The organism is Bacillus cereus group sp. Sample62, assembly GCF_036851315.1.
Lineage (GTDB): Bacteria > Bacillota > Bacilli > Bacillales > Bacillaceae_G > Bacillus_A > Bacillus_A wiedmannii.
Window position 1 is genome coordinate 690,485 of record NZ_JAFLPK010000001.1, and the last position, 18,835, is coordinate 709,319.

Genomic DNA, 18,835 nt, shown 5'->3' on the forward strand with positions numbered 1-18,835 from the left:
TGGGAATGCGTATTGAAATGAAAAATATTTCAAAGGCGTTCAATGGCAATCCTGTTTTGAAGAATGCACAGTTTATGATTGAAACAGGGGAAGTCCATGCATTGATGGGGGAAAATGGAGCGGGTAAATCAACGCTCATGAAGATTTTAACAGGTGTATACAAAAAAGATGGTGGAACAATCACGATTGATGGACAAGAACGAACTTTTAAAAATGCGAAAGAAGCAGAAGAGTACGGTATTGCATTTATACATCAAGAATTGAACATATTATCGAACTTAACAGTAGCTGAAAATATGTTTCTCGGTAAAGAGTTAATGTATGGGAAGACAGGTATTTTACGTACGCGTCAAATGAACGCGATTGCGCAGCAGCAACTAGCGGAGTTAGGGTTACATGTAAAAGGCGCTATGTTGGCAGGAGAGTTATCGGTTGGACAACAGCAAATTATCGAAATTGCGAAAGCGTTAATGACAAACGCGAGCGTTATTATTATGGATGAACCTACAGCTGCATTAACAGATCGTGAAATTGAAACGTTGTTTACTGTCATTAATAAATTACGTAAAGAAGGCGTTTCGTTCGTTTATATCTCACACCGAATGGAAGAAATTTTTTCAATATGTGATGCCATTACGATTTTACGTGATGGGGAATACGTAGGACAGAGACTTATTCCGGAAACATCATTTGATGAAGTAGTGAGTATGATGGTGGGGCGCAGCATTGGTGAACGTTACCCAGAGCGAAATAGTCAAATTGGCGATGTCATTTTTGAGATGCGTAACGGAACGAAAAAAGGGAAGTTTGAAAATGTTTCGTTTCAAGTGAGAAAAGGTGAAATCCTTGGTGTTGCTGGCTTGATGGGAGCTGGCCGTACAGATATTATGAAAGCCATATTTGGATACGAACCTTTAGATTCTGGCCAAATTTTTATAAATGGACAAGAAGTAAAGATTGATAGTCCGATAGATGCGATTAGACAAAGAATAGCTTTTATTACAGAGGATAGAAAATCTGAAGGGTTAGTTTTAGATTTCTCAATTCGAGAAAATTTAGCTTTACCGAATTTAGAAAGTCTTTCAAAGGGAAGTGTCTTAAGTAACGAACTAGAACAACAGTTTACAGCGGATATGATGAAACTTCTTAATGTGAAAGCAGCTAGTGGAGAGCAAGCGGTGAAATCTCTTTCTGGTGGAAATCAGCAAAAGGTCGTTATTGCAAAATGGCTAGGTATCCACCCGCAGTTACTCATTTTAGATGAGCCAACAAGGGGTGTAGATGTTGGAGCGAAAAAAGAAATTTACTCTATTATGAATAAGCTTACTGAGCAAGGCGATGCCGTTATTATGGTATCATCTGAGCTTCCAGAAGTTTTAGGAATGAGTGATCGCGTTCTTGTTATTCATGAAGGAAAAGTCGGCGGCATTTTAGAGAAAGATGAGGCATCACAAGAGTCTATTATGGCACTAGCTACAGGGGGAGAGTAAGGATGGCTAAGAAGGGGAATGTATTACAACAACTCGGTTCTTTAATCGGTTTAGTATTAATTATCGTCGTAATTACAGCTTTAAATCCGGCATTTATTGAGATTCCAAATTTATTTAATATACTGCGTCAAGTATCAATTAATGCGCTTATTGCATTCGGAATGACCTTTGTAATTTTAACAGGGGGTATTGACTTATCGGTAGGTTCTATTTTAGCATTATCAAGTGCACTTGTTGCTGGAATGATGGCAAGTGGCATGGACCCGTTCCTTGCGATGGCAGTTGGATTAGTAGCTGGTCTTGTAATGGGAATTGTAAACGGTATCATCATAGCGAAGGGAAAAGTAGCTCCATTTATTGCAACTTTAGCAACAATGACTATTTTTCGTGGGTTGACGCTTGTTTATATGGACGGACGTCCGATCACTGGTCTTGGTGATCATTTAATGTTCCAAATGTTTGGCCGCGGTTATTTTCTCGGTATTCCGGTACCAGCTGTTACAATGATGGTCGCTTTTGCAGTACTGTACTTCATTTTGAAGAAAACGACATTTGGTCGCCGTACATTTGCAATTGGTGGAAATGAAGAAGCAGCAGCATTATCAGGTATTAATGTTACGAGAATTAAAGTAATGATTTATGGTCTTTCCGGAATTTTGGCAGCGCTTGCAGGTATTGTCTTAACATCACGACTAGATTCTGCACAGCCGACTGCAGGTACTTCTTACGAATTAGATGCAATTGCAGCAGTTGTATTAGGTGGAACAAGTCTTTCTGGGGGAAGAGGATGGATTGTTGGTACATTCATCGGTGTACTTATTATCGGTGTACTAAATAACGGTTTAAATTTATTAGGTGTATCTTCTTTCTTCCAACAAGTTGTAAAAGGACTTGTAATTTTACTAGCTGTATTGATTGATCGCCGAAAAGAAGCGTAATGGAGGGATAGTTCATGAAGAAATGGTTACTTATACTCGTTGCATGTATTATGGTCATTACTGCTGGTTGTTCAATGGAACCACCAGAATGGGCAAAGGATTCTAGCGATAAAGGTCGAAATAAAACTATTAAAGTTGGATTCTCTGTTTCAACTTTAAACAATCCATTTTTTGTGACTTTGAAAAAAGGGGCAGAAAAGAAAGCGAAAGAAAGCGGCATTGAGTTGATTGCTGTTGATGCACAAAATGATGCAGCAAAGCAAACAAATGATGTTGAAGATTTAATTCAAAAAGGTGTCGATGTAGTTGTTATTAATCCAACCGATTCAGATGCTGTTGCTTCAGCAGTAAGTGCGGCAAATGCAGCAAATGTCCCTGTTATTACTGTAGACCGCGTTGCAAATTCAGGTAAAGTTGTTTCTCACATAGCCTCTAATAATATTGAAGGTGGTCAAATGGCTAGTGATTACATTCGTGAATTAGTTGGCGAGGGAGCAAATGTTGCTGAATTAGAAGGAATCCCTGGCTCTTCTGCTGCTCGGGAGCGCGGGAAAGGATTCCATAACGTAGCGGATAAGTCTTTAAAAGTAGTTGCAAAACAAGCAGCTGATTTTGATAGAGCAAAAGGATTATCTGTTATGGAAAACATTTTGCAAGCAAATAGTGATATTAAAGCCGTGTTTGCGCATAACGATGAAATGGCATTAGGGGCACTTGAAGCATTGAAGTCTTCTGGAAAAACAGATGTAGTCGTTGTTGGTTTTGATGCAACAGAAGATGCTGTAAAAGCGGTTAACGATGGGCGTATGGCTGCAACAGTTGCTCAAAAACCGGAATTAATCGGGGAGAAGGCGATGCAAACAGCAAAAGAGATCACGCAAGGTAAAAAAGTAGACAAATCTATTCCGATTGAATTAGAGCTTATTAAGAAAAACAAATAAATATAAAATGAAAATCAGGAAGGAAGAATAACAAATGAAATTCTTTATTGATACAGCAAACATTAATGAAATTAAAGAGGCAAATGCATTAGGCGTAGTAGCTGGAGTAACGACAAACCCATCACTTGTAGCAAAAGAAGGCGTAGATTTTCATGAGCGTATTCGTGAAATTTGCAGCTTTATAGAAGGACCTGTAAGCGCAGAGGTAATTAGCTTAGAAGCTGATAAAATGATTGAAGAAGGAAAAGAATTAGCTAAGATTGCTCCAAACGTTGTTGTAAAAGTACCAATGACAACGGAAGGTTTAAAAGCAGTAAAAGCATTCTCTGATTTAGGAATTCGTACAAACGTTACATTAGTATTCTCAGCAGTTCAAGCATTACTTGCAGCTCGTGCTGGTGCAACATACGTTTCACCATTCTTAGGTCGCTTAGACGATATCGGTCATAACGGTATGGACCTAATCCGCCAAATCGCAGAAATCTTTGCAATTCACGGCATTGAAACAGAAATCATTGCAGCATCTGTACGTCACAGTGTTCACGTAACAGAAGCAGCATTAAACGGTTCACATATTGCAACAATCCCAGCAAACGTAATTGCTTCATTAGTGAAGCACCCATTAACAGATCAAGGAATTGAGAAGTTCTTAGCTGATTGGGAAAAAACACAAGAGAAATAATAGAAAATCAAGAATCCTAGTTTAATTGACTAGGGTTCTTTTTTTATTTAAAAGAATTTTCATGCAATTTTGCATATTGTCTTTTAAATTTGTTATATAAGCTATTTAATATATATCAAATCACTTTTTATTTTTCATATTTCGACATAAAAAGGTAGAGGTTCTGACCAGAAAACTGGAGGGGCATGATTCTATAACAGAAAGCTTAACGTTTATAGAATTATGCCTTTTTATATAGGGAGGGCAGAAAATAGGGATTTCGATTTAAATGCACTCATTTATCTGAATTTTAAGTTTTATAAAAGGAGAGAAATAGAATGAGAAGAAAAGCGCCATTTAAAGTGTTGTCATCATTAGCAATTGCGGCAATTATCGGATGCACATCTGTAATGAGTACTCCGCTAGCATACGCAGAAACGCCAGCAAAAGAGAAAGAAAATGTATCTACAACACCAATTGATTACAATTTAATTCAAGAGGATCGTTTAGCGGAAGCGTTGAAAGAAAGAGGAACAATTAATCCAGCATCTTCTAAAGAAGAAACGAAAAAAGCTGTAGAAAAGTATATTGAAAAGAAACAAGGCGATCAGGCAAATAAAGAAATTCTTCCAGCGGATACTGCTAAAGAGGCATCTGATTTCGTGAAAAAAGTAAAAGAGAAGAAAATGGAAGAAAAGGAGAAAGTAAAGAAACCTGAAAAAAATGTTAGTCCTGAGCAAAAACCAGAACCAAATAAAAAACAATTGAATGGACAAGTCCCAACGTCTAAAGCAAAGCAAGCGCCATATAAAGGGTCAGTTCGAAATGATAAAGTATTAGTATTACTCGTTGAATTTAGTGATTATAAACATAATAATATTGATCAAACACCAGGGTATATGTATTCGAATGACTTTAGTAGAGAGCATTATCAAAAAATGTTATTTGGTAATGAACCGTACACATTATTTGATGGTTCAAAAGTAAAAACGTTTAAACAATATTATGAAGAGCAGTCTGGTGGAAGTTATACGACAGATGGATATGTAACGGAATGGCTAACTGTTCCAGGAAAAGCGTCTGACTACGGTGCTGATGGTAGTAGTGGTCACGATAATAAAGGACCAAAAGGCGCACGTGATTTAGTGAAAGAAGCTTTACATGCAGCTGCTGAGAAAGGGTTAGATTTATCTCAATTTGATCAATTCGATAGATATGATACAAATGGTGATGGAAATCAAAATGAACCTGATGGTGTAATTGATCATTTAATGGTAATCCATGCTGGCGTTGGTCAAGAAGCTGGTGGCGGTAAATTAGGTGATGATGCGATTTGGTCACATCGTTCAAAATTAGCAATAGATCCAGTAGCGGTTGAAGGTACAAAATCAAAGGTAGATTACTTTGGTGGAAAAGTAGCGGCGCATGATTACACAATTGAACCAGAAGATGGAGCAGTAGGTGTATTTGCGCATGAATTTGGACATGATCTTGGCTTACCAGATGAATATGACACGAAATATACTGGAACTGGTTCACCTGTCGAAGCATGGTCATTAATGAGTGGAGGTAGTTGGACAGGGAAAATTGCAGGAACAGAGCCAACTAGTTTCTCACCACAAAATAAAGACTTCTTACAAAAGAATATGGGCGGCAACTGGGCAAAAATTTTAGAAGTAGATTACGATAAAATTAAGCGTGGAGTAGGAGTTCCTACATATATTGATCAAAGTGTTACGAAATCCAATCGTCCAGGCGTTGTACGTGTTAACTTACCAGGTAAAAGTGTTGAAACGATTAAACCGGAGTTTGGAAAGCATGCATATTATAGTACAAGAGGAGATGATATGCATACAACACTAGAGACACCATTCTTTGATTTAACAAAAGGAACAAATGCAAAATTCGATTATAAAGCAAATTATGAGTTAGAAGCAGAGTGCGATTTTGTCGAAGTGCATGCAGTAACAGAAGATGGAACGAAAACATTAATTGATAGACTTGGAGAAAAAATAGTCCAAGAGGATAAAGATACAACAGATGGAAAATGGATTGATAAATCATATGATTTAAGTCAATTTAAAGGGAAAAAGGTGAAACTGCAATTCGATTATATTACAGATCCGGCTGTAACATATAAAGGTTTCGCGATGGATAATGTAAATGTAACTGTTGATGGACAAGTTGTATTTTCTGATGATACAGAAGGACAGGCTAAAATGAATTTAAATGGTTTTGTTGTTTCTGATGGAACAGAGAAGAAAGCTCATTATTACTACTTAGAGTGGAGAAACTATGCGGGATCAGATAATGGATTAAAAGCAGGGAAAGGTCCGGTGTACAATACAGGTCTTGTCGTTTGGTATGCAGATGATAGCTTCAAAGATAACTGGGTTGGGGTGCATCCAGGTGAAGGATTCCTTGGTGTTGTAGATTCGCATCCAGAAGCATTTGTTGGCAATTTAAACGGAAGACCAACTTACGGTAATACAGGTATGCAAATTGCAGATGCTGCATTTTCATTTGATCAAACACCAGCATGGAGTGCAAATTCATTAACACGTGGACAGTTTAACTATGCTGGATTACAAGGTGTTACAACATTTGATGATTCAAAAATATATAGTAACAAACAAATTGCAGATGCAGGAAGAAAAGTTCCAAACCTTGGACTTAAATTCCAAGTTGTTGGACAGGCAGAGGATAAATCGGCAGGCGCTGTTTGGATTAAACGTTAATAACATAAAAGCACATTCTTCATATGAAGAGTGTGCTTTTCAATTTGTACAGTAAGTTATTATTTTAGCTTATGTAATACAAGTGTCTGTTCATATGTAGTGTATCAAATTATGTGGGGAAAGGAAATATTTCCGAGGAAATTGTCGAAGTATCGTCGGTATTTATACACTTTTTTTGTAAAAGAAGAACTGCAGTATTGCCTTTACAGTTTAATTTATTTACATTGTTATTTAGTTAGACACAAAAGTAATATATTCGGCAAAAAAAGAGCTCTATTCGATAGGGCTCTTTTTTATGGATAGAAAGGAGTGAGTTAAATGAAAGAAATAATTGAATGTCCCCAGTGTGAAGGAGATATTACTACGCAACATATTATTGATCTCCCGCATCCTTTTTCATTCAGGTGTCCACATTGTAAGGTGAAATTAAAAGAAATGCGGATCACACCATGCTTAATATTAGCAGCAATTTGTATCATTCCAGTGCTTATTATGATTGGAGAGAGTATTAAGGAATTACTAGTAAAATATTTTTCTATTATAGACGATGTACCAACTGTACTTATTTTCTTCTTATTTTGTTATCCATTGTATTATCTCTATGAAAAATATAATGCCATATTGTTTATTAAATACGGCTTATTGAAAGTTAAAAGTTGAATAGGAGTTTATCATTATGTTGTGGAAAGTTTATTTAGTCATTGTAGCGATATTAACTATTACTTCGCTAGTAAGAGGTATGTATCAAACGCCAATTCAAAAGTTTGATTTTGTATTGACTATAATTACGTGGATTGGGCTATTTGGTTTTGTCTTTGATGCAGAGATATTAACCTCACTCGTTTGGAAATGCATCTTCGTGTTTAGCGTTAGTTGGACTTTAAGTGCCGTTTTTGTTTTACGTTTATATGAAGAGAAGGATGAACCGTTACCTTTTATATTCAAATTAATTGGTATTGTCCCAACTCTGCCATTATATTACGGGTTATATCAATATGCATTTTAAAAAAGACAATGATGGAATTAACCCATCATTGTCTTTTTTACTTTGCTTTTTGCTTTACTTTTTATTTTGCTTCTTACATAAATCATTCCAGCGAATGTTAATAAGAATGCAGTTCCGATAACGAAGCTGACGCTAGGGGATGCCCCGATTGCACCAACTGTAAAGGATCCAGCAACAACTCCTAATGAGAAGAAAGCATAAAACAATCCGAATGCTTTTCCGCGCTTATCATCTGTCGTATTTTCAACAAGTAATGCATTTATCGATGGGAAAAGGATAGCGAATCCAATGCCATAAATCATCATAACGATAAAGAGCATACCTTTTGTTGCGAATAATCCAAGTAAAGATAACGCGAATGCCATTACTGCAATCCCAATTAGCATGAGTTTTGAACGATTAAATCGATCGTAAATACGGTTTGTTGGTAGCAAGAAGAAGAGGATAGCGGTAATTCCGAATACACTTAACATCATGCCTGTTGTAGATGCTTTAAGCGCTAATGCCTCAACTTTCACTGGTAGCATATAAGTGACAATTCCTTGTGAGAACATTAGTGTGAAAGCACCAATATATGCTTGCAATAACGGTTCTGATTTCAATAGTTCAATCATATCTTCTTTGTTCATCATTTGTGTTCTTGAGGTATCTTGTCTTGATACGTTATTTGGTAAGAAGAATAGAGATACGATTGTACCAAGGACCATTAAAATAGAAATGGTGATGAACACCCACTCTATACCAGCAGTTGCTTTCATAATTCCACTGAAAGCCGGTCCTACAATTGCCGCTGTTCCAACAGCAGCACCAGATAGAGCCATTGCCTTACCTTGTCTTGCTGAATTTGTTTGTTTTGATAAAAATGTAAAGGCAGCAGGAATTAAAAAGCCGTCACTAAAGCCGTGCATAAAGCGCACAACTAATAGTTGTTCACCACTTTGAACAACCGTGTATAACAAGACTATGAAACTCGTAAGTCCCATGCTTATATAAAGTATTTTTTTTGCACCAAATTTATCGACAGCAGCGCCAGCAATAATATTACCGATCATATTAGCGAATGAGTACATACCGACAACTAGCCCAATAATAAGAGGAGATCCTCCAAGACTTTGAGCGAACGTACTCATAATAGGTAATTGTGAAAATGTATCTAGAAACGCTACGATAACAATAAAGTAAATAAAATATTTCAAGCGATATTCACCTCTCCTATGCTATTATGGCATAATGCTAATTTCAACCGCAATGAAATTAGCATTAACAGATGTGGAAAAAAGTACAAAGTGACAAAACATTGAACGTTATTTGTTAAAATTTAGTGGGAATGAGATTGTTTTTTTGAAATATATGGATAGAAGTATTATAATAGATTGGTAAACTTCACCAGGTTAAGTATATACGTAGAGAGGGATGTATAAAATGAAAGCATTACTTTGGCATAATCAACGCGATGTACGAGTAGAAGAAGTACCAGAACCAACTGTAAGACCAGGAGCAGTTAAGATTAAAGTGAAATGGTGTGGTATCTGCGGAACAGACTTGCATGAATATTTAGCAGGACCTATTTTTATTCCAACAGAAGAGCACCCATTAACACACGTAAAAGCACCGGTTATTTTAGGTCATGAGTTTAGTGGTGAGGTAGTTGAAATCGGTGAAGGCGTTACTTCTCATAAAGTGGGAGATCGCGTCGTTGTAGAACCAATTTATTCTTGTGGTAAATGTGAAGCTTGTAAACATGGACATTACAATGTTTGTGAACAACTTGTTTTCCACGGTCTTGGCGGAGAAGGCGGCGGTTTCTCTGAATATACAGTAGTACCAGAAGATATGGTCCACCATATTCCTGATGAAATGACGTATGAACAAGGGGCACTTGTAGAACCAGCAGCGGTAGCAGTTCATGCAGTACGTCAAAGTAAATTAAAAGAAGGGGAAGCTGTAGCAGTATTTGGTTGTGGTCCAATTGGGCTTCTTGTCATTCAAGCAGCTAAAGCAGCAGGAGCAACTCCTGTTATTGCAGTAGAACTTTCTAAAGAACGTCAAGAGTTAGCAAAATTAGCAGGTGCGGATTATGTATTAAATCCAGCTACTCAAGATGTACTAGCAGAAATTCGTAACTTAACAAATGGTTTAGGTGTAAATGTGAGCTTTGAAGTAACAGGTGTCGAAGTAGTACTTCGTCAAGCGATTGAAAGTACAAGCTTTGAAGGACAAACTGTAATTGTTAGTGTGTGGGAAAAAGATGCGACAATTACGCCAAACAACCTTGTACTAAAAGAAAAAGAAGTTATCGGTATTCTAGGATACCGTCATATCTTCCCAGCTGTTATTAAATTAATTAGCTCTGGCCAAATTCAAGCAGAGAAATTAATTACGAAAAAAATCACAGTGGATCAAGTTGTTGAAGAAGGATTTGAAGCACTTGTAAAAGATAAAACACAAGTGAAAATTCTTGTTTCACCTAAATAATAGAGAATAGTAAAAAATAGCCCTTTTCTAGAAATAGAAGAGGGCTACTTTTTTTCTATACAGAAAGGTGATAGACTTTCCTTTAACTACAGGTATTTTGTTTGGAAGGGGAAGTCTAATGCTTTCATTTATGTTGACATTAAAACGGATGCTAAAAGCTTGTTTACGAGCGTGGAAAGATAAAGAATTTCAAGTGTTATTCGTATTAACAATTTTGACCTTAACATCTGGGACAATCTTTTATAGTACGGTGGAGGGATTACGTCCACTTGATGCTTTATATTTTAGCGTTGTGACGCTAACTACTGTCGGTGATGGGCAATTTAGTCCTCAAACTGATTTTGGAAAGGTATTTACGATAATATATATATTTATAGGGATTGGATTAGTATTTGGATTTATTCATAAGTTGGCAGTTAATGTACAGCTGCCAAGTATATTATCGAATAGAAAAAAAGAGTAAAGCATGTGGATGCTTTACTCTTTTTTTACATTAGTTTAGACAATCATTCGTAGTAGCTTAACAATACTTTATTACAATATAAGTGCATTCATTCATTATATTCACTATGTATAAAGTTATAATGATATGAACATTTGCATATTTTAATTTATTGATAGAAATTTCATGAAAGGTGGGATATTCTAGTCATAGGTTAACCGGACGATATCATAGGATCCTAACAAAAAGTTTTCAATAATTCAATTATAAAATGGAGGATTTCAGATGAAAAAGAAAGTACTTGCTTTAGCAGCAGCTATTACATTAGTAGCGCCATTACAAAGTGTTGCATTTGCTCATGAAAACGATGGGGGAAGTAAAATAAAAATAGTTCATCGCTGGTCTGCTGAAGATAAACATAAAGAAGGCGTAAACTCTCATTTATGGATTGTAAACCGTGCCATTGATATTATGTCTCGCAATACAACACTTGTAAAACAAGATCGAGTTGCACAATTAAATGAATGGCGTACGGAATTAGAAAATGGTATTTATGCTGCTGACTATGAAAATCCTTATTATGATAATAGCACATTTGCTTCACATTTCTATGATCCAGACAATGGAAAAACATATATTCCATTTGCAAAGCAGGCAAAAGAAACTGGCGCTAAATATTTTAAATTAGCTGGTGAATCATATAAAAATAAAGATATGAAACAAGCATTCTTCTATTTAGGATTATCTCTTCATTATTTAGGAGATGTAAACCAACCGATGCATGCGGCAAACTTTACAAATCTTTCGTACCCACAAGGATTCCATTCTAAATATGAAAACTTTGTAGATACGATAAAAGATAATTATAAAGTAACGGATGGAAATGGATATTGGAACTGGAAAGGTACAAATCCAGAAGATTGGATTCACGGAGCGGCAGTAGCAGCGAAACAAGATTACGCTGGCATTGTAAATGATAATACGAAAGATTGGTTCGTAAAAGCAGCTGTATCACAAGAATATGCAGATAAATGGCGTGCTGAAGTTACACCAATGACAGGTAAGCGATTAATGGATGCACAACGTGTTACTGCCGGATACATTCAGCTTTGGTTTGATACGTACGGAGATCGTTAAGTATTAAAAAAAAGGTCAAATCTCACAATAGAGTATTTGGCCTTTTTATAACTAATACATGGAGGTATGAAGCGTGAAAGGAAAAATGCTAAAAGGTGTACTTAGCTTTGGGATTGGTTTAGGAGTTTTATACGGAGGATCTTCAGCTCAAGCAGAAACGTCTACAAATCAAAATAATACTTTGAAAGTGATGACGCATAACGTGTATATGCTATCAACAAATTTATATCCGAACTGGGGACAAAGTGAGCGTGCAGATTTAATGGGGGCGGCAGATTATATAAAGAATCAAGACGTTGTTATATTAAATGAAGTGTTTGATAATAGCGCATCAGATCGTTTGTTAGGGAATTTGAAGAAAGAATATCCAAATCAAACAGCGGTATTAGGTCGTAGTAACGGAAATGAATGGGATAAAACGTTAGGTAGCTATTCATCTTCAACTCCTGAAGATGGGGGCGTTGCAATCGTGAGTAAATGGCCGATCGTTGAAAAGATTCAATATGTATTTGCAAAAGGATGCGGGCCAGATAATTTATCGAATAAAGGATTTGTATACACGAAAATTAAGAAAAATGATCGTTTCGTTCATGTAATCGGGACGCATTTGCAGGCTGAAGATAGTATGTGCGGAAAAACTTCACCTGCATCTGTACGTACAAACCAGTTAAAAGAAATTCAAGACTTTATTAAAAATAAAAATATACCAAATGACGAGTACGTCCTATTTGGTGGTGATATGAACGTGAATAAAATAAATGCAGAGAACAATAGTGACTCAGAGTACGCATCCATGTTCAAAACATTGCACGCTTCTATTCCATCTTATACAGGACATACAGCAACTTGGGATGCGACGACAAACAGTATTGCGAAATACAATTATCCAGATGCACCTGCTGAACATTTAGATTATATTATTGCAAGTAAAGATCATGCGAATCCATCATTTATAGAGAATAACGTATTACAACCGAAATCTCCACAGTGGACTGTTACATCATGGCTTAAAAAATATACATATAATGATTACTCTGATCATTATCCAGTAGAGGCAACTATTTCTATGAAATAGTCCTAAAAAGTTTCTTCTTAATAGGAAGAAACTTTTTTATTTTGTAGAGGAAATTTCAACTTTCTTTCCAATATGTATAAGACATATTGAAAAGAGGAGAGAAAAATGTGGATCGAGGAATTTTTAAAGAGGTTCCATTACCGTGTGCATTTTTGGATGAAGTGGCTTTAGATAGAAATATTCAATCGATTATAGAATTAAGTGGGAATAAGAAGATTCGTATAGCGAGTAAATCGTTACGTTCTGTTCCAGTTATGCAAAAGATTTTAGCTACAAATGATCGATTTCAAGGTATTATGTGTTTTTCACCTAGAGAGGCTTTGTTTTTAATTGAACAAGGATTCAATGATTTATTGCTCGGATATCCTGCTTATGATAAAAGGGCTTTACATGAAATAAGTTTGCTAACAAAGCAAGGCCTCATTATAACTTGTATGGTGGATTGTGAAGACCATATTGTTTATCTAGAAAAAATTGCTGAGGAGTCTAAAGGGTGTTTTCGTGTTTGTTTGGATATTGATATGAGTAGTCGTTTTTTTCAATTTCATTTTGGGGTAAACAGATCACCGGTAAAAGATGTGCAAGGTGCTTTGAAAATAGTAAAAAGGGTAAAAGAGTCATCATTTTTAATACTAGATGGTGTAATGGGATATGAAGCTCAAATTGCTGGGGTAGGAGATCACATACCGAATCAAAGAGTGAAAAGTAAAGTAATTTCGTATTTAAAGAAGAAGTCAGTGTTAGAAGTTAAAGAAAGAAGAGGACATATCGTAAACGAAATACAAAACCTAGGTATTGAACTAAGGTTTGTAAATGGGGGAGGCACAGGAAGTATAAAAACAACTGAGCAAGATCATTCAGTTTCAGAGATTACAATAGGTTCTGCTTTTTATGCCCCGAAGCTGTTCGATTATTATAAAGAGGTGCAATTTCATCCAGCTGTCGGATTTGCTTTACCAGTTGTGCGTAAACCAGCCCCGTTTATTTACACTTGTTTAGGTGGTGGATATATTGCCTCAGGTGCAATCGGGAAAGATAAAGAACCTGAGATTTGGAGACCAAATGGTGCCAAACTATTAGCTTTAGAAGGCGCTGGCGAAGTGCAAACACCGATTTTTTATAACGGTGAGGAACGAGTAGAGATAGGAGATTCTATCTTGTTTCGCCATAGTAAAGCTGGAGAGTTATGTGAGCGTTTTCCTTTTTTATATCGTGTGAAAGAAGGAGAGATTGTTGGGGAGTATTCAACATATCGGGGGGATGGCCAATGCTTTCTATAAAGGGACAAAAATGGAGAAATTGGACAGGGAATGTAGAAGGAACGCCGCATTATACGATGTATCCAGAAAGTATACAAGATGTAGTAGAAGTTGTAGGGCTTGCTCGAAAAACAGGGAAGAAAATTCGTGTTGTCGGTTCAGGACACTCGTTTACACCTCTTGTGCAAACGGAAGAAATTTTAGTTTCTTTAGATGAATTGAAAGGTATTTTGGATATGGATGCAGAGAAGATGGTTGCCGAAGTATGGGCAGGAACAAAGTTACATGATTTAGGGAAGTTACTTGAAGAAAAAGGTTATGCACAAGAAAATTTAGGGGATATTGATTCGCAATCGATTGCAGGAGCGATTAGTACAGGGACTCATGGAACGGGTATTACCTTTGGAAGTTTATCAACACAAGTTATAGAGATTACCGCAGTTTTATCTACAGGTGAGAGTATAGTCTGTTCGGAAACTGAGAATGTGGAATATTGGAGAGCTTTTCAGTTGTCGCTTGGGATGTTAGGAATCATTGTAAAGGTAAAATTGAAAGTAATTAGGGCGTATTCACTTGTGTATGAAAGTGAAAAACAGTCATTATCTACTGTAATGAACAAGCTAGAAGAATACAAGAAGAATCGCCATTTTGAATTTTTCGTTTTTCCTTATTCAGATGAAGTGCAAGTGAAATTTACAAACGAAACAACGGGTAAAAAAAGTGACTTGAAATGGCATAAACTAAAGGTAGAGTTGCTTGAAAATAAGATGTTTTCTTTGTTATCTAAAGGATGTAAATGGTTTCCTTCCATAAGTAAAGGTGTAAGTCGATTATCGGCTAAAGCTGTACCGAATACAAAAATAATTGGTCCGAGTTATGAAGTATTTGCTACATCGCGTGCGGTTCCATTTTATGAAATGGAGTATAGTGTGCCTTCAAAATATATGCGGGCTGTTGTAGAAGAAATTTTAAACCTTATTGAAAAGAAAAAGTATAAAGTGCACTTCCCAATTGAATGCCGTTATGTGAAAAGTGATGATATATGGCTCAGTCCAGCGTACGGAAGGGATTCAGCGTATATTGCCGTTCATATGTATAAAGGTATGAAGTATGCGGCTTATTTTGGTGAGGTGGAGAAAATTTTTCAAAAGTATGAAGGGCGCCCGCATTGGGGGAAAATGCATACTTTAACGTACGAAAAATTACAAAATATATATCCAGAAATGCATTCGTTTCTAAAGGCGAGGAAGTTACTAGATGAAGCAGAAATGTTTTCAAACCCTTACACAGAAAAATTATTTACGATTATGAAAAAAAGCTGACAAAGTATTACTTGTCAGCTTTTTTTAGTATGATCGCATTTCTTGTTTGACTAATACGCTCGTAAAATAGTAATTTATCACGACTAAATACATGTAATAAAACATGAATAATAAATAGACCGTTAATTACAAATTGGAATAATAGTATAACTAGTAATACTAAAGGCTCTGTATGATTTAAGATAGAGCTACTCGAAAGAATATAATTGATTCCGCCTAAAATGAAATAGAATATCCCGTAACGAATGAATAATTCTTTTATTGTAATACGCTCTGCTTGTCCTTTAATGTAAATCCGAAGCAACGCTTTTCCTATTGTTCTTCCATTCGTAAAGTATGGAATGATAATAAAGTAAATTAAAATTGAACATGTAATGAAAAGGAGTTCGTATACATTTGTATAAGATTGGATGTTAGCAATGAATAGTGAATTTCCTTTATTTTTAATAAACGGTACAACGATAGATAAGAAAATCCAATCAATTTGCATAGCGATGAGACGACGAATAAATCCGACTGGTTTCGTTTCTAAATCAATATGAATATCTAATTCGCTTGTTTTCGGAAGGAAATAAGTAAATATTGGTGCAATGATAAAACCAATTACGCCGCCTAGCGTGTTTAAAAACAAATCGTCAATATCAAATAAGCGATAGGCACAATTATAAATACCATATAATCCAGTTACTTGTGTTAACTCAAAGAACAGTGAAAGGCAAAAAGAAATGCACACTGTTTGTAAGAAGCTACGTCGGAAGTAATAACGTAAGTACATACCGAACGGAACGGTTAGTAGAACGTTAAAAGCAACTTGTAAAAACGCAGATTCCTTTAATAAATAGAAGTAGGTAGCTGGCATCGTTAAAATCGCCGAGGTATGATTACTAATCTCTTGTATGAAATAAAATGGCGAGAGTTGCATATGTTGCGTATTAGCCGGTTGTAGGCTACAAGTATCATACGTTTGTGGTAATGGCAAAATCACAAGAAAATAGGCATTTAATAAGTAAAGTAATAATGAATATAAAATAAATGAACGCCATTTATTTAAATAACCGTATTTACGATAATTAAATATTAAAAAAGGGATTAATAGAAACATTGCTAAAATAGGAAATAAAAGAAATGCTGTTTTTATTGGAAATAAATATGCAGTCAAAATGAAGCTCCTTTCAATGAAAATTCGTTTATCATTATAACGTTAAAAGAACCTGAAAACAAAATTAAAATATTTCGAAATAGAAAAAATTTCAAATTTAAACGGGATTAAGTTATACTAAATTTAATATGAGGATATTGCGATTATTATAAGTTGAGAGAGGGTACAAGATATGCGATATGAGCTTTTTTCTGTAAGTGGGGATCATATTACAACTTTTGAAAGTGCATGGCGTTTTCAGGAGGGAGAACAGATTTTTGTTCATGATGATCAAACAAAACGAAATTTTATTATTATCCGCCTAACGCATGATGTATTTCAACAAAATAAACATGTTATTCGTTTGTATTGTCAAGAAAAGAAAGTATACGCATAAAAGGGACCCCTCTTACTGTACAGAAAAGTAAGAGGGGCTTTATCATTATAAAGATATAAAAAAGCGAGTCATCCTAGTTTAATAGAATGACTCGCTTTTCGATTTGTAAGTTTCACTTTATAAGAAAATAAGAGTAAGTACACCTACGATAATACAATAGAAAGAGAAATATTTTAAATTTCCTTTTGCCATAATGTTCATAAACCATTTTAACGAAATATACGTCATGATAAATGTTGCGATAAATGCAACGACATATGGTACGAATAATGTGTCTAGATTTGGATCTTTTGCAATGTCTGTAATACTTAATAATAAACCACCTAAGCTAACAGGGATATATAGTAAGAATGAGAAACGAAGAGCTGTTTCTTGCTTCATACCAAGTAACATCGCTGCTACGATTGTTGCACCTGATCGGCTTATTCCGGGAATTAGTGCGCAAGCTTGTGCTAATCCGACGATGATTGCATCTTTCATAGAAAGATCACCATCATTTTTACGTCCACGTAGGTTTCTAATAATCCAAAGGCCGACAGCAGTAATAAGAAGGGAAATCCCAACCATCTTCACGCCTTTTAAGTACTGGTCGATGTAATCTTTAAATAAAACACCAATAACACCTGCTGGAATGGTCGCAATAACAAGGTAAATAATAAAGAAGAAATCTGATTTTGCGCCTTCCGCTCTTGTAAATATATAAGATAGACCATTCTTCGTTAGACGAATTAAATCATTTCTATAAATAAGTAATACAGCTAATAATGAAGCTGAATTAACAAGTAGTTCGAAGCTAAACCCTTCTATTTTTAGTCCTAGCAAATGTTGTGCTAAAACGAGGTGACCACTTGAAGAAATCGGAATTGGTTCTGTTAGTCCTTGGAACAGACCAAGAATTAAATATTTTAAAATGTAGTAAAATTGTTCCATAATAACCTCCTTGTTTATTAGTCGAAAGAAACAACTTTTCCATTATAACAAAGATACGGATGAATATTGAGAAGAAATAAAAATTCGAAATATAATAAAAACCCCTTATAGCGTTATAAGGGGTTTTTATTATTAATGAGAAGCCGCTGTTTCTTGAAGACCTTTAGTCAATTGAACATCGACTTTTTCGGCATCATGAATATGGTTCATAATAGTAGTATTTAATTTTTGGAACATTTGTTGTGTATTAGCGAATTCACGTAATATATCATCATTACAAGATTTTTGGTTTTCGATAGCTTTAATAACATTTGTAGCACCGCTTTGTAACGTTTGAATCATAATTAAAATATTTTCAATTCTAGCGTTTGTATCGGCACTCATTTCTACACCTTCATCAACTAAATGCAAATTATCTTTTGTGTTATCATATGCTTTTTCAATTTCTTCTTGAATTTTTTTCGTTAAGTTTCCGATGTTTTTTGTACTTTCGGCTGTACTTTCCGCTAGTTTTCTTACTTCATTGGCAACGACAGCGAATCCTTTACCGTGCTCTCCAGCACGCGCAGCTTCAATACTCGCATTTAAAGCAAGTAAATTTGTTTGTGCTGCAATGTTTTGGATGACTTCTACAATTTGCTCGATTTCTTTTGAGCGCTCACTTAAATGATTCATACTGTTAGACGTACGCTGCGATTGTTCACCTAATTTGTTAATTACAATAAGTAAACGGTGAACAGATTCTTTTCCTTCATTAGAACAGTCAATAATTTCTTCAATAGATTGAATTAAGCTTTGTTCTTTTTGTAACATTTCGTTATTCAATTCATTGGAATGTGTAGTACGCGTTGAAACATTTTCGAAACATGAGTTTAATTGTTGAACT

At 35.5% G+C, this 18,835-nt stretch carries 17 protein-coding genes and 1 pseudogene; 14 read left to right on the forward strand and 4 right to left on the reverse strand.

Annotated features, from left to right (window positions below; all coding sequences use genetic code 11):
- The first annotated feature begins 5 nt into the window (after positions 1-5).
- The 7 genes from rbsA (at position 6) to J0835_RS03475 (ending at position 7,774) form a co-directional block, all read left to right on the forward strand.
- Positions 6-1,490 (forward strand): ribose ABC transporter ATP-binding protein RbsA, encoded by a 1,485-nt coding sequence (gene rbsA / locus J0835_RS03445; protein WP_087979443.1) that lies wholly within the window; start codon positions 6-8, stop codon positions 1,488-1,490.
- 2 nt (positions 1,491-1,492) lie between these two features.
- Positions 1,493-2,428, forward strand: coding sequence for an ABC transporter permease subunit (locus J0835_RS03450; RefSeq protein ID WP_087979444.1), 936 nt, complete (start codon positions 1,493-1,495; stop codon positions 2,426-2,428).
- A gap of 14 nt (positions 2,429-2,442) precedes the next feature.
- Positions 2,443-3,369 carry a ribose ABC transporter substrate-binding protein RbsB gene (gene rbsB, locus J0835_RS03455; RefSeq protein WP_087979445.1) on the forward strand — a complete coding sequence of 309 codons (927 nt, stop codon included), beginning with the start codon at positions 2,443-2,445 and terminating at the stop codon, positions 3,367-3,369.
- Positions 3,370-3,403: 34 nt separating this feature from the next.
- Positions 3,404-4,051 carry a fructose-6-phosphate aldolase gene (gene fsa / locus J0835_RS03460; protein ID WP_000667669.1) on the forward strand — a complete coding sequence of 216 codons (648 nt, stop codon included), beginning with the start codon at positions 3,404-3,406 and terminating at the stop codon, positions 4,049-4,051.
- Positions 4,052-4,368: 317 nt separating this feature from the next.
- A complete protein-coding gene (gene inhA2 / locus J0835_RS03465) occupies positions 4,369-6,768 on the forward strand; it encodes a M6 family metalloprotease immune inhibitor InhA2 (protein WP_087979446.1) in 2,400 nt (799 codons plus the stop codon).
- Between the two features lie 318 nt (positions 6,769-7,086).
- On the forward strand, positions 7,087-7,428 hold the full coding sequence (locus tag J0835_RS03470) for a hypothetical protein (RefSeq protein ID WP_087979447.1): 342 nt from the start codon (positions 7,087-7,089) through the stop codon (positions 7,426-7,428).
- A 16-nt stretch (positions 7,429-7,444) separates the two neighbouring features.
- A complete protein-coding gene (locus J0835_RS03475; RefSeq protein ID WP_087979448.1) occupies positions 7,445-7,774 on the forward strand; it encodes a hypothetical protein in 330 nt (109 codons plus the stop codon).
- Positions 7,775-7,791: 17 nt separating this feature from the next.
- Here the strand turns inward: J0835_RS03475 and J0835_RS03480 are convergent, their stop codons facing one another.
- Entirely contained in the window at positions 7,792-8,970 is a 1,179-nt protein-coding gene (locus tag J0835_RS03480; RefSeq protein ID WP_087979449.1) for an MFS transporter, read from the reverse strand.
- A gap of 226 nt (positions 8,971-9,196) precedes the next feature.
- On the opposite strand from J0835_RS03480, the gene bdhA reads away from it, so the two are divergent.
- The 6 genes from bdhA to J0835_RS03510 all read left to right on the forward strand — a co-directional run bounded on the left by bdhA (position 9,197) and on the right by J0835_RS03510 (position 15,484).
- Positions 9,197-10,249: a (R,R)-butanediol dehydrogenase gene (bdhA, locus tag J0835_RS03485; RefSeq protein ID WP_000645834.1), complete on the forward strand. Its 1,053-nt coding sequence runs from the start codon at positions 9,197-9,199 to the stop codon at positions 10,247-10,249.
- Positions 10,250-10,367: 118 nt separating this feature from the next.
- Entirely contained in the window at positions 10,368-10,712 is a 345-nt protein-coding gene (locus J0835_RS03490; RefSeq protein ID WP_087979450.1) for a potassium channel family protein, read from the forward strand.
- Positions 10,713-10,976: 264 nt separating this feature from the next.
- A complete protein-coding gene (gene cerA / locus J0835_RS03495; protein WP_000731006.1) occupies positions 10,977-11,828 on the forward strand; it encodes a phospholipase CerA in 852 nt (283 codons plus the stop codon).
- 73 nt (positions 11,829-11,901) lie between these two features.
- The gene (sph, locus tag J0835_RS03500; RefSeq protein WP_087979451.1) at positions 11,902-12,903 is read left to right on the forward strand and encodes a sphingomyelinase C; all 1,002 of its coding nucleotides are present in this window, start codon (positions 11,902-11,904) and stop codon (positions 12,901-12,903) included.
- A gap of 107 nt (positions 12,904-13,010) precedes the next feature.
- Positions 13,011-14,183: an amino acid deaminase/aldolase gene (locus tag J0835_RS03505; protein ID WP_087979452.1), complete on the forward strand. Its 1,173-nt coding sequence runs from the start codon at positions 13,011-13,013 to the stop codon at positions 14,181-14,183.
- Complete coding sequence (locus tag J0835_RS03510; protein WP_087979453.1) at positions 14,171-15,484, forward strand: D-arabinono-1,4-lactone oxidase; 1,314 nt, start codon at positions 14,171-14,173, stop codon at positions 15,482-15,484. Before J0835_RS03505 ends, J0835_RS03510 begins: the two co-directional genes overlap by 13 nt.
- Positions 15,485-15,491: 7 nt before the next feature.
- On the opposite strand, the gene J0835_RS03515 is transcribed toward J0835_RS03510, so the two are convergent.
- The gene (locus J0835_RS03515; protein ID WP_087979454.1) at positions 15,492-16,643 is read right to left on the reverse strand and encodes a VanZ family protein; all 1,152 of its coding nucleotides are present in this window, start codon (positions 16,641-16,643) and stop codon (positions 15,492-15,494) included.
- 172 nt (positions 16,644-16,815) lie between these two features.
- Here J0835_RS03515 and J0835_RS03520 point away from each other — a divergent pair, with 172 nt between their 5' ends.
- Positions 16,816-17,019 carry a hypothetical protein gene (locus J0835_RS03520; protein ID WP_001268332.1) on the forward strand — a complete coding sequence of 68 codons (204 nt, stop codon included), beginning with the start codon at positions 16,816-16,818 and terminating at the stop codon, positions 17,017-17,019.
- A 117-nt stretch (positions 17,020-17,136) separates the two neighbouring features.
- Here the strand turns inward: J0835_RS03520 and J0835_RS03525 are convergent, their stop codons facing one another.
- A complete protein-coding gene (locus J0835_RS03525; protein WP_000434786.1) occupies positions 17,137-17,949 on the reverse strand; it encodes an undecaprenyl-diphosphate phosphatase in 813 nt (270 codons plus the stop codon).
- A gap of 132 nt (positions 17,950-18,081) precedes the next feature.
- A pseudogene (locus tag J0835_RS29165) lies at positions 18,082-18,600 on the reverse strand (methyl-accepting chemotaxis protein); the annotation flags it as partial.
- Positions 18,601-18,835 lie beyond the last annotated feature (235 nt).